The 11816-nt window shown below is 64.0% G+C and carries 12 protein-coding genes and 1 tRNA gene; 9 read left to right on the top strand and 4 right to left on the bottom strand.

Annotated features, from left to right (window positions below; translation table 11 throughout):
* Window positions 1-119: 119 nt before the first annotated feature.
* Window positions 120-722, bottom strand: a complete 603-nt coding sequence (locus GR702_RS10825) for a hypothetical protein (RefSeq protein ID WP_160985913.1) — start codon at window positions 720-722, stop codon at window positions 120-122.
* Between the two features lie 194 nt (window positions 723-916).
* On the opposite strand from GR702_RS10825, the gene GR702_RS10820 reads away from it, so the two are divergent.
* Together GR702_RS10820 and GR702_RS10815 are read left to right on the top strand one after the other, a co-directional pair.
* Window positions 917-2338, top strand: coding sequence for an FAD-binding oxidoreductase (locus GR702_RS10820; RefSeq protein WP_160985912.1), 1422 nt, complete (start codon window positions 917-919; stop codon window positions 2336-2338).
* A 115-nt stretch (window positions 2339-2453) separates the two neighbouring features.
* A complete protein-coding gene (locus tag GR702_RS10815) occupies window positions 2454-3242 on the top strand; it encodes a SapC family protein (protein ID WP_160985911.1) in 789 nt (262 codons plus the stop codon).
* Window positions 3243-3526: 284 nt separating this feature from the next.
* On the opposite strand, the gene GR702_RS10810 is transcribed toward GR702_RS10815, so the two are convergent.
* Window positions 3527-4471, bottom strand: coding sequence for an N-formylglutamate amidohydrolase (locus GR702_RS10810; RefSeq protein ID WP_160985910.1), 945 nt, complete (start codon window positions 4469-4471; stop codon window positions 3527-3529).
* A gap of 157 nt (window positions 4472-4628) precedes the next feature.
* Here GR702_RS10810 and cpdR point away from each other — a divergent pair, with 157 nt between their 5' ends.
* The 4 genes from cpdR to GR702_RS10790 all read left to right on the top strand — a co-directional run bounded on the left by cpdR (window position 4629) and on the right by GR702_RS10790 (window position 7972).
* Complete coding sequence (gene cpdR / locus GR702_RS10805; protein ID WP_160985909.1) at window positions 4629-5003, top strand: cell cycle two-component system response regulator CpdR; 375 nt, start codon at window positions 4629-4631, stop codon at window positions 5001-5003.
* A gap of 99 nt (window positions 5004-5102) precedes the next feature.
* A tRNA-Val gene (locus GR702_RS10800) sits at window positions 5103-5177 on the top strand.
* 185 nt (window positions 5178-5362) lie between these two features.
* Window positions 5363-6478 (top strand): acyltransferase family protein, encoded by a 1116-nt coding sequence (locus tag GR702_RS10795; RefSeq protein WP_160985908.1) that lies wholly within the window; start codon window positions 5363-5365, stop codon window positions 6476-6478.
* 270 nt (window positions 6479-6748) lie between these two features.
* Complete coding sequence (locus GR702_RS10790) at window positions 6749-7972, top strand: NADP-dependent isocitrate dehydrogenase (protein ID WP_160985907.1); 1224 nt, start codon at window positions 6749-6751, stop codon at window positions 7970-7972.
* Between the two features lie 95 nt (window positions 7973-8067).
* Here GR702_RS10790 and GR702_RS10785 read toward each other — a convergent pair whose 3' ends face one another.
* The gene (locus GR702_RS10785; RefSeq protein WP_160985906.1) at window positions 8068-8913 is read right to left on the bottom strand and encodes a TauD/TfdA dioxygenase family protein; all 846 of its coding nucleotides are present in this window, start codon (window positions 8911-8913) and stop codon (window positions 8068-8070) included.
* A gap of 148 nt (window positions 8914-9061) precedes the next feature.
* Window positions 9062-9655, bottom strand: coding sequence for a TetR/AcrR family transcriptional regulator (locus GR702_RS10780; RefSeq protein ID WP_160985905.1), 594 nt, complete (start codon window positions 9653-9655; stop codon window positions 9062-9064).
* A gap of 99 nt (window positions 9656-9754) precedes the next feature.
* Here GR702_RS10780 and GR702_RS10775 point away from each other — a divergent pair, with 99 nt between their 5' ends.
* The 3 genes from GR702_RS10775 (at window position 9755) to GR702_RS10765 (ending at window position 11722) form a co-directional block, all read left to right on the top strand.
* A complete protein-coding gene (locus GR702_RS10775) occupies window positions 9755-10825 on the top strand; it encodes a PA0069 family radical SAM protein (RefSeq protein WP_160985904.1) in 1071 nt (356 codons plus the stop codon).
* 36 nt (window positions 10826-10861) lie between these two features.
* Window positions 10862-11362 carry a hypothetical protein gene (locus GR702_RS10770; protein ID WP_160985903.1) on the top strand — a complete coding sequence of 167 codons (501 nt, stop codon included), beginning with the start codon at window positions 10862-10864 and terminating at the stop codon, window positions 11360-11362.
* A gap of 87 nt (window positions 11363-11449) precedes the next feature.
* Window positions 11450-11722: a hypothetical protein gene (locus GR702_RS10765; protein ID WP_160985902.1), complete on the top strand. Its 273-nt coding sequence runs from the start codon at window positions 11450-11452 to the stop codon at window positions 11720-11722.
* Window positions 11723-11816 lie beyond the last annotated feature (94 nt).

Raw genomic sequence — 11816 nt, 5'->3', positions numbered from 1 at the left:
GGGGCCACAGCCCGCTCGGCGGATGAAAAACCACCGGGCCACCTGTTGCGCGACTGTGCGCCCTTCGCGGGAAATGCCCCGAAAGTCAAGGAAATCCGCGCTGCCGGGCGACGATGCTCCTAGCGATCCTGCTCGACCAGTTCGCGAAGGCGAGTGAGCTTGCAGTTCATGCCGCTGCGGGACAGGAGCGTATCGCGATCGACGCAGATCCGGCCATCCTCGCTGCGCTCCAGAAGAAAGCCCGAATAGAAGTCGCGCGCACGGCAGGAGCGATCAAGCTCCGCACTGACGATACGCCGGTCCCGCATGAACAGGAGCAGTCGGTTGGCTCTGTCAGGGCGGACGCTGGCGATGCTCGAAGCGGCAAGGCACTTGCCTATCTTGCGCTCTACGAACTGCGGAACGCCATCTCCTCCCGGCATTCCCACGAACATGTCCGGCGGCATCGGCGCCGCCGAGCGCGGCGTGATGCGGATGGTCATGCGCTGCTCGATCCGCACCTGCCAGGCGTCCTGCGGAAAGGCCTTATCGACGAGACGTCCGGAATACCGCGGGTCGGCTTTCGGCAAAGGAAGCTCGAGGTCTGGCCAGGCGCGCGCCGGGACCGGCTCCCCTCCCGCGGGTTCTCCCGATGCGCCTTCCGGGCCAAGCGGGCCATCGCTTGCGCCGGCCGCCGGAAGCAGCAGCAGGAAAGGATACATCAGGGCGGAGGCAAAAGTCATGTCGCGATACGTCCCGGACATCGGCATGCCGACACGCGCCCTATACGGCAAGAGCTTGAACCGCCGCTTAACCCCTTGTGCACGAAGGCATCAGGTGTCCGATGTATTCCTGCAACAGTTCTTTCCAGTGTGGCGGCGGCCATCACCTCAAGAGGCAGGTGAAACTACTGTCGCCATGTGTCATATCGAGCGCCATGACCGCGTCCCGATCCTTTCTCGACGAAGCCGCCGCCCTGCTTGGTCCTCGCGGGCTGACGCAGGATCCCGATCTCCTGTCGCCATGGCTGACCGACTGGCGTGGGCGCTTTACCGGACGTGCCCTGGCCCTTGCCTCGCCAGCCGATACGCAGGAGCTCTCGGCCTTGGTGCGGCTCTGCGCGGCCCATCGTATTCCCATCGTGCCGCAGGGCGGCAATTCCGGAATGTCGGGGGGGGCCACGCCGGACGCGAGCGGAACGGCGTTGCTGCTCTCGCTGCGCCGGATGAACGCCATCAGCGAGATCGACACGCAGGCCCGTCAGGTGACATGCGGAGCAGGCGTCGTCCTCCAAACCCTGCACGAAGCCGCCGAGGCGCAGGGTCTTCGCTTTCCGCTTACGCTCGGCGGCAAGGGATCGGCCACTGTGGGAGGTCTCATCTCGACCAATGCGGGCGGCTCGCAGGTCCTGCGTCACGGCTCGATGCGCGCGCTCGTGCTCGGCGTCGAGGCGGTGCTCGCGGACGGGCAGGTCTTCTCGGCCCTTACCCCGCTCAAGAAGGACAACCGCGGCTTCGATCTCAAGCAGTTGCTCGTCGGATCGGAAGGCACGCTGGGTATCGTGACCGCCGCGACGCTGAGGCTCGTGCCGGCAGTCGCCGAGCGGGTGGTGATCTGGGCTGGCGTGTCCTCGCTGCCCGCCGCGCGCGCACTCCTGCTTCATTGCGAGGACGCCGCGGGCGAGGCGCTCGAAGGCTTCGAGGTCATGCCCCAGGCCAGCATCGATGCCGTGCGCGACTACATGCCTCAGGCCCGCGCACCCCTCGAAGGACGCCATGCCTGGCACGTGCTGATCGAGGTCGTTGCCGATGGCGCCTCCGCCGCCACGCTTCGCGATCGCTGCGAGGCAATGATGGAGCAGGCCTTCGAGCGCGAACTGCTGGAGGATGCCGCCATGTCGACGAGCGAGGCACAGGCCGAGGCGTTCTGGCGAATCAGGGAAACCGTTCCCGCTGCAGAGCGTGCGCGCGGCCCGGCCGTACAGCACGACATCTCCGTTCCCGTGGAGAGGATGCCCGAGTTCGTCGAGACCACCGTGCCCATGCTCGAAGCGGAATGGCCCGGAACCGAAGCGATCGCCTTCGGCCATCTGGGCGACGGAAACGTCCATTATCATGTCATCGCCCCGTCCGTAACCAACGGCCCGGCATGGCACGCTGCGGACGGCAAGGCGATCAGCCGGCGCGTTCACGACCTTGTGACGCAATGGAACGGCTCGATCTCGGCCGAACACGGGATAGGGCAACTGAAGCGCGACGAACTTGGCCGCCTGGGAGACCCGGTCGCCCTTTCGATGATGCGCGCGGTGAAACAGGCCCTTGATCCTCACGGGCTGCTCAATCCGGGCAAGCTTCTGTGATACTTCGCGGCTACTGAGGCTCCGGCCCCTACAAAGGGGTCGTGCTTGCACGCGGCAGGCCGAATCACTAAAGCGGGCGCCTTCACAGACTGCCTACCTCGCGGAGAGTACCCCAATGGCCAGCGCGCCTCAGAATCCTGCCCTGCCCCTGTTCTACAAGGATCTCATCCCGCTCAACTCGCAGCAGCACTCGAGCTGGAAGACGCGTTCGACGGACAAGGCGACCTGGCTGGCCGGCATCAACTCGGTTCCGCTCACCGTGGAGGAGTTCCCCCAGGCGCAGCGCAACTTCCCGATCATCTTCACGGCCGGGCCCGATCCGATCCCCCTCGTCCTGATGGGCATGAACGAGGGCGTGAACGTCTTCGTCGATGAAGACGGCACCTTGAAGGATCCGGTCTACATCCCGGCCTACGTGCGCCGTTATCCCTTCATGCTCGCCCGCCTGCGCCAGGACGCCGAGGAACTGTCGCTGTGCATCGACCCGACCAGCGACCTCGTCGGCGAGATGGAAGACGGCCAGCCGCTTTTCACCGAAGACGGCCAGGCAAGCGACGCCACCACCAACATGCTCAAGTTCTGTGAGAACTTCGAGATCGCGGGCACCAAGACCGCCCAGTTCATGGCCGAGCTGACCAAGCACAAGCTGCTCATGGATGGCGAGCTCAACATCGATCTGGGCAACGGGCAGCCGCCGTTCAACTATCGCGGCTTCCAGATGATCGACGAAAACAAGCTGCGCGAAGTGCGCGGCGATGTGCTTCGCCAGTGGAACCAGAACGGCATGCTGCCGCTGATCTACGCACACCTGTTCTCGCTGGAGCTCGTGCGCGACATCTTCGGCCGCCAGGCATCGCAGGGCAAGGTTCCCAACCTGCCGCTGCAGACTTCCGAAAACGCCTGATTAACCATTCAGAGGGCGGGGTTATGACACTTTTGTCACAGTCCCGCCCAATTCTGAACAAGCTCGTAACAGAGGTCTGGACTTTTCTACCCGGCACTGCATCACGAATCACTTGAATGTCCGGCACCGGGTGCGTATGTAACTCGTGCCCGGCCGGCGCTACCCTCATGGCCCGTTCGGGTTGGTGCATTTCGATGCACCTCCTCCCTGAACCTTGGCCACCTCGCGCATCGCGCGAGGTGGTTTTTTAATGCCTCAGGCCCGCTTGTCCGCCGGAACAGCCGTCATTCCGCTGCCAGCGACCACCCCCCTGCATTCTGCCCAAGCTCGGCGACAACCGGCGCCAGCTTGCTCACCAGCGCGTTGATGTCCGCGATCATGCTCGCCATCCCCTCGCCCGGCTCCACGAGCTTTTCATCGAGGTAGCGGCTACGATCGATTTCGATCTGGATGGCATGGATGCCCTTGCGCGGATCACCATGGCGGTCCAGCACGTATCCGCCGGCATAGGGACGATTGTGCGCCGCCTCGCGCCCGCATTGTGCGAAATGCGCGAAGGCTGTCGCCACGATGCTGCCGTGGCAACTGCTCCCGAACCGGTCGCCTACAACGATCTGCGCCGCCGCCTGCCCAGGCCTAACCGGAAGCGGCGGCATGGAGTGCAGGTCCACAAGCAAGGCTGCGCCCCAGCGTTCCCGCAACCGCATCAACTGTGCCTCCAATGCCAGATGATAAGGTTCGTGTATGCCGCCAAGGCGCGCCGACACGTCTCCGGCATCCAGCCGCCGGCGCCACAGTTCACCCAGCCCGGGAAGTCTCCGGGGGAAGAGCCCGAGCCCGCTACGCGCGCGGCGACTCGGCAAGGGGGTTCCACCGATCGGCCGGGCCGCGCGCTCGACCATGTCCCAGTCGATGTCCTCGGGTGCACGGTTGAGATCGATCATCGCACGCGGCGCGCGCGCTACGAGCAGGCCGGCTCCGGTTGCCTGCGCCACGCCCTGCGCCACGGCATCGATGTGTCGGTCCTCGAGCCGCAAGGCATCTGCCGCGCGATGACGGAAGTCCTGCATCAGCGAAGGAGGATAGAGCCGTCCTGCGTGCGGAGCCGCGACGAGCACCGGAATGGCCGAAGCCGCACCCCCGGCGAGAACGAAAGCCGCGTCGCCCGGCATTCCGGGGATGTATCCTCCGGAAATCTGCGAATCACTCTCATCCGACCGCTCGACCATGGACGGACGCTGTGCGTTTCCGGTGGTCGTGTCAAAGCGTCCCGATCCCGGTCAGCGTCAAATGGGGCAAGAAATTTAACGGTGGTTGCGGTATGGCGTTCGTGCATAAGGCCCTGCGTCGCATACGATAAGATATTTCGAGACTGGAAACCCAGCGATGATCCGCATTCTCCTCGCCGAAGATGATGACGCCATGCGCACTTATCTGGCGCGCGCCCTGCAGAACGCAGGCTACAGCGTGGTCGCGGTCGATCGGGGCACTGCCGCGATTCCCCATCTCGAGAGCGACGATTTCGACCTGCTCCTTTCCGACATCGTGATGCCCGAGATGGACGGCATCGAGCTTGCGCAGAAATGCGCCGAGATTTCTCCATCCACGAAAGTGATGTTCATCACCGGGTTCGCCGCCGTGACGCTGCGCGCCAGCCGCGAGGCTCCACAGGCAAAGGTCCTCTCCAAGCCCTTCCACCTGCGCGATATCGTGCTGGAGGTGCAGCGGATCTTCGGCCTTACCGAGCACGCAACACTCTGATTGAAATTTTTCTTCGCAAGGCGCTTGCCATGCCGAAAAGGCACCGCTAAAGGGCCAGTCCTCCGACGGGGACACCCGGTCGGAGCGCTCGAATGGAATGGGCGTATAGCTCAGTGGTAGAGCACTATGTTGACATCGTAGGGGTCGCAAGTTCAATCCTTGCTACGCCCACCATTCCAGAAAACCCCGCAGGCCCCTCGGTCTGGCGGGGTTTTTCCTTTTGGGACTCCCGACCGCCAGCCTAGCTATCCCCCGCTGCATCCGTTCGCATTTCGAAAGGCTCGAAAACGGATCAAGGCGCGATCCCGCAGGTTCGATTGTCTGTTAACCTCGTCGCGCAACGGTGCCGGGGGCTTGAGTTGAAGGAACGTCTCGTAGCGCTGGATATCTGGCGCAGCGCATTGCTTCTGTTTGGGCTTCTCGTGCACGCGGCGGTCCTGATCAGGACGCTGCCCGGCGACACGAGCGGGTATTCCTGGATCGAGGAAGCCTCGCGTTCGGCCCGGATGCAGGGCTTCTTCGTCATCGCCGGATACCTCGCCGCCAGGTCGATCGGCAAGCGCGGTCCTGTCGATTGGCTGCGGACGCGCACGGTGCAGTTGCTCGTGCCGGCCACCGTCACGTGGCTGACCTTCGCTCGCCTGACCGACTGGTTGGCGACCGGGGATCCTTTTGCCAACATCATCCTGATCGGACATGTCTGGTTCCTATACACGCTGGCAGCCTTCAGCCTGCTGACCGCCCTTTTCGAAGGAAGCGGAATGCGGCGCATCGTGCCGGTGCTCGCCCGCCGCGTGGACCACGCGCCGCTATGGCTTACAGTCTTCGCGCTCTTCGTGACGGCTCTGGCGGCCAAGGTGGCGGTGGCGGCCATTTTCATGACCTCTCCCGCAGTAGCGCAAGCGCAAGGTGCCTGGGCGAACCTGCACCGGTTGGCTGCCACTCCGGTGATGGGCGTCTTCTATGCTTTCGGCTACCTCCTGGCCCATTGCGAGCTGGCGCAGCGGCTGCCGCTACGCCCGATGCTGGCGCTGTTCGTGGCCTCGGCCGCTGCCTATATCTGGATGCAACAGCCCGATGGCTACGATGTCGTCGCGATCCCCGGACTCGACCACAGGCTGGCCATGCTGGTGATGTACGCCATGTTCACCGGTTCGGGCGTTTTCCTGGCGCTGACGATATTCGCCCACGCCCGGACGGCGCGGTCCGCCCCGCCGCTGCTCCTGTTCCTCTCGCGGTGTTCCTACACGATCTACCTGGTGCATCTGTTCTACCTGACGGCGCTCTTCGCCCTCCTCTCGCCTATGATAAACGGAAGGTTGGCGCTGTTCTGCGTCCTGGTGCTCGGATCCCTGTCGCTCTCGATCCTTACTCACTTCGCCATTATGAGAAGCCGCGTGCTGAGCCTGCTTTTCAACGGGAAGTCGCCCCGCCCGCCGCAAAGCCAGCCGGCTACCGCAATCGTCGCTTCCTGACCCTCGCGATTTTCGTTGCCGGTGCACGCTTCTGAACAAATGTGCGCGCGCCGGGCACGTGCCCCAGTTGAAGGCCGCCGCCAGGTAGCGCCCCTAGGGCGTGTTGAGAACGGCAAGCGGTCCCAGCCATCACGCGTTCCTCTCCTGCGATAAGTTGCAGGACGAGGATACGAGCACGCCCGGTAAAGCCGATCGCGGCCCACGGCCTTGCCATGCGCGGCCACGCTGCCTAGAGACGGGCGCAATTCTCACCCCAGGGGAGTTTATTGAATGGCGAAAATCAAGGTTGCTAACCCCATCGTCGAGATGGACGGCGATGAGATGACCCGGATCATCTGGCAATGGATCCGCGAACGTCTGATCCTCCCCTACCTCGACATTGACCTCAAGTATTACGACCTCTCGGTCGAGAAGCGCGACGAGACCGAAGACCAGATCACGGTCGACGCCGCGAACGCTACCAAGCAGTACGGCGTCGCCGTGAAGTGCGCGACGATCACTCCCGACGAAGCCCGTGTCGAGGAGTTCAGCCTCAAGAAGATGTGGAAGTCGCCCAACGGCACCATCCGCAACATCCTGGGCGGCGTGGTTTTCCGCGAACCCATCGTGATCTCGAACGTGCCGCGCCTGGTGCCCGGCTGGACGGACCCGATCGTCGTCGGCCGCCATGCTTTCGGCGACCAGTACAAGGCGACTGACACCCTGATCCCGGGCGCCGGCAAGCTGCGCCTCGTGTGGGACGGCGAAAATGGCGAGAAGATCGACCTCGACGTGTTCGACTTCCCGGCCCCGGGCGTCGCCATGGCGATGTACAACCTCGACGAATCGATCCGCGACTTCGCCCGCGCCTCGTTCAACTATGGCCTCAACCTCGGCTGGCCGGTGTACCTGTCGACCAAGAACACGATCCTGAAGGCCTATGACGGTCGCTTCAAGGACCTGTTCCAGGAAGTGTTCGATAACGAGGGCTTCTCGCAGAAGTTCAAGGACCTGGGCATCGTCTACGAGCACCGCCTGATCGACGACATGGTGGCATCCGCGCTCAAGTGGTCGGGCAAGTTCGTCTGGGCCTGCAAGAACTACGACGGCGACGTCCAGTCGGATACCGTTGCGCAGGGCTTCGGCTCGCTCGGCCTGATGACTTCGGTCCTCCTCTCCCCCGACGGCAAGACCGTCGAGGCCGAGGCCGCTCACGGAACCGTGACGCGCCACTATCGCCAGCACCAGCAGGGCAAGTCGACCTCGACCAACCCGATCGCCTCGATCTTCGCCTGGACGCGCGGCCTTGCCTATCGCGGCAAGTTCGACAACACGCCCGACGTGGTGAAGTTCGCGGAGACGGTCGAGCGCATCTGCATCGAGACCGTCGAGAGCGGCAAGATGACCAAGGACCTGGCGCTGCTCATCGGCCCGGACCAGAGCTGGATGACCACCGAACAGTTCTTCGAGGCCATCGTCCAGAACCTCGAAGCGGAAATGGCAACTTGGGCCTGATCGCTTCCGGCTGAATGAAAAAGCCCGCCCCTCGCAGCGCGAGGAGCGGGCTTTTTCTTGCCGATCATGCCGGGCCGCGCCGAGGCATCCCCCTTTCAGTCGAACGCCCAGGGCTCCTCGCCCTCCAGCTTGGTACGGTGCATCATGCGCCCGCAGGTGGGGTCATAGGCCTCGGCGCGGTGCATGGTGCCGGTGTTGTCCCAGATCACCAGGTCGCCCACTTCCCATGCGTGGCTGTAGGTGAAGTCTTCCGAGGTCGCCCATTCGCGCAAGCCGTGGATGATGCGCGCGCTCTCCAGATGATCGACGCCCTGCACATGGTGGCAGGTGCAGCCGAGCACCAGCGATTTGCGGCCCGACTTGTGCTTCCAAACGAGCGGCAGCACCTTCTCGCCGATAGCCTGCATGCCTTTCAACTTCGCGAGACTCGGTTCGGGCTCGTAGTAGAAGAGCGAGGCCCAGGGCCCGTGCACGACCCGAAGCTCCTCGTAGTAGCCCTTGTCCTCATCCGACAGTGCTTCGTAGGCGGCATAGGTGTTGGAAAAGCCCGTGTTGCCGGTCCCCTTTGGGCTTGGAACCTTGCACGATAACAGCGAGGCGAGGATCGGCACTTCGTTGCGCGTGCCGTCGATGTGCCAGTAGAGCGATCCCTTGAGATACTCGGCGCTACTCGGATTTTCCTTCACGTCGAGCGTGATCTTGCTCGGCCCGCCATCAGGCCCTTCGGGCGCGTATTCGCCGAGGGTCCTGGTGAAGGCGATCTGCTCGGCATCGTCGAAATGGATTTGCGGAAAGACGAGGATGCCCCGCGCTTCCAGTTCATCGCGCAGCTGCTCGCGCAGTCCGCCGGAAAGCAGCTCTTCCTTGGTGTTGAGGATGCGGCTGCCGATCTTCGGCTTGACGTGTTCGACCTTGAGCTTGGTCTCGGTTTTGACCGACATGCTGGACTCTCCATCGTAGGCCATGGTTCGGGTGTGAGAACGATGTTACCACATTTCCCAAAGCCGTAGGAGCGTCAAGCAAGGCAGCTCTTCGGAAGCGCCTCACAGCCAAGTCAGCGCCGCTGCGGTATGTCGCTGCGTTTGGCGCTTATCCGTCGGAAAGGGGGGCGAGCCGGTCGAGCCAACCCTCCACGATGCGCATCGCCTCGGCGTGTCCGGCGGTGACGCCCAGCCCCTGTTCCATCACGATGGCACGACCGATCCCAGCAAGCACCAAGCTCAGCCCTGCGGGATCGAAGCCCTCTACCTTGGCGATCCGATCACCCAGGATGTTCCGCAGGATCTCCACCTGCCGCGAGCGCATTTCCTCGCTGTGCCGCGCCATGTGCGCGCGCACGGCCGGGCGGTGATTGGCGAGCGCCATGAACTCCAGCGCCATCGCCGTGCGGCTGGTGTCCACAAAGAAATGCCAAAGCGCGCGCACCGGGTCGGAAGAGGTCAGCGCCGCCTCGATCATCCGGTCGCTTTCCGCCGCTCCCTGTCGTGACACCTCAACGAACAGGTCGTCAGTGGTCGGGAAATAGTAGTGCACCAGCGAGGGCTTCAGCCCTGCCCGCGCCGCGACGCGGCGGGTGCTGACGGCGGCATATCCCTCGTCGCGGATGAGCTGGTTGGTCGTCTCGACGATCAATGCCCGCGTCGCGGACGTCTCTGCACCGACCCTGCGCGCTGCGCCTGCCATGATATGTCCCTTTCGCAATCCGCCTAGGGGCGGCTGGCTGGAAGATCAACCGTGCAGCGCCGGATTGACATTTGTTCTTTGTTTGTTCACACAAAGTCCATGAGCGCGATCAAGGGCAGAGGTGCGGCAAGCGGGGCGGTTAGCGCACGGTTCAACCTGCCCGCACGCGAAGCCGATGGCGATTGGCTCGACAGCGCGCAACTGGTGGACGGCCCCGGCCGCCACCCGCTAACCACCGTCACGGAAGAGCATCCACGCTCGATCCTCTCGTTCAACAAGTCACCCGACGTTCCGTTCGACCGATCGGTCAACGCGTATCGCGGGTGTGAGCATGGCTGCATCTACTGCTTCGCCCGCCCAAGCCACGCCTATCACGACCTTTCTCCCGGACTGGACTTCGAGACCAGGCTGTTCGCCAAGCCAGCCGCCGCCAAGCTGCTGCGCGAGACTCTGGCCAAGCCCGGGTACCGCCCCGCCCCCATCGCCATGGGAACCAACACGGATCCCTACCAACCGATCGAGGCGCGCTACCGCATCACCCGCGCGGTGCTGGAACTCTGTCTGGAGACCGGCCACCCGGTGACGATCACCACCAAGTCCGACCGCGTTCTGCGCGATATCGATCTCCTGCAGGCACTGGCCGCGCGCAATCTCGTCCACGTTGGTATCTCGGTGACCAGCCTCGATCCCGTGCTCTCCGGCAAGCTGGAGCCGCGCGCGGCATCTCCGGCCAAGCGCATGGCGGCGCTGGGACGGCTATCTGCGGCGGGTGTGCCCGCACATGTTTCCGTGGCTCCGGTGATCCCCGCTGTCACCGACCACTATCTGGAAGCGATTCTCGAAGAGGCTGCCGAGCGGGGGATCCGTGCGGCGACGTGGATCATCGTGCGCCTGCCCCACGAGGTCGCTCCTCTTTTCCGGGAATGGCTCGACGCCCACTTCCCGGACCGGGCAGGCAAGGTCATGGCGACGATCCGCTCCATTCGCGGCGGGCGCGACAATGACCCCGACTTCTTCACGCGCATGCGGCCGCAAGGCGTGTGGGCAGACCTGTTCCGCCGCCGGTTCCGCGTGGCGGCCACAAGGCTTGGCATCACGGGCCCGAAAGTGGACCTGGACTGCACACAGTTCCGCCGCCCGTCGCTGGACGGTCAACTTTCGCTGCTATAGCCTGCCGCGGATCGTTCACAGGAAAGGCGGACAACGGTGACGGCAGCCCTCGCGATACTGGCCCTTGCCACAGCGCCCCCTGCGTTGCCCTCGCCAGTGCGCACGGTGTCCATCTCCTCGCAGGAGAGCCGGAGCAACCGCGCGGTTCCTTCGTGCGAAAGGGGGTGTCTTTCGCCTGTAGAGGCGGTGACCTACGCGTCCTACCTTGGCGACAAGGCAGGCGTCGCAGGCGTCTTCGACATGCCGGTCGTCGAAATCGGGCAACAGGCGGGCCTGTTCTACCTGAACTCGGAAAAGGATTATCGCGACCGCAATTGCCTGACTGTGGCGCTTACGCCCACGGCGATGCAGGCTCTGGCCGGGACCACGAACCTTGAACAGGCCCGGGAGCGGCTGCGCAACCACCGCGTTATCGTGCGGGGCGTGGCCCGGCAGGTGCGGATCGTCTTCTCACACGATGGCCGGCCGACCGAAAAGTACTACTACCAGGTCCATGTGCGCGTAACAGAGCCGGGCCAGGTGCGGCTCGTCGCCTGAACGCTCGCGGAGGATAAGTGAGGCGCGCAACCGCGCGCCATCATGCGCGTTGCATGAGCACCGAAAAAATACGGACAGGAGCTCTGCATGGCCAGCGAACCCCCGGTGAACACCTCTCCCTCGGACGCGCCCGCAACCCACACGACGATCATCCACGAGACGCCGCGCTCCAGCAGCGGCATCGGCATCATCATGGCTCTCATCCTGCTGGTGGTCGTGGTCGGAGGAATCTACCTCTTCACCCAGCATTCCAGCGAAAGCGTGAAGGACAACGCAATCGCTGAAGCGGCCAACGATGTTGGCAATGCCGCCACCAAGGTTGGCGACGCGGCGGAGAACGCGGTGCAGTCCGGAAACTGAGCCCGGCCCGGTTCAGCGGCTCGACAGGAGCCTGGCCGCTGCTCACCGCGCCAACCTGGTGGGCCGACCGTGCAGGAATGCAACCACGCGCCGA

The sequence above is a fragment of the Novosphingobium silvae genome, from assembly GCF_009856825.1.
Taxonomy (GTDB): Bacteria; Pseudomonadota; Alphaproteobacteria; order Sphingomonadales; family Sphingomonadaceae; genus Novosphingobium; species Novosphingobium silvae.
This window is presented reverse-complemented; position numbering and strand designations above follow the sequence as displayed.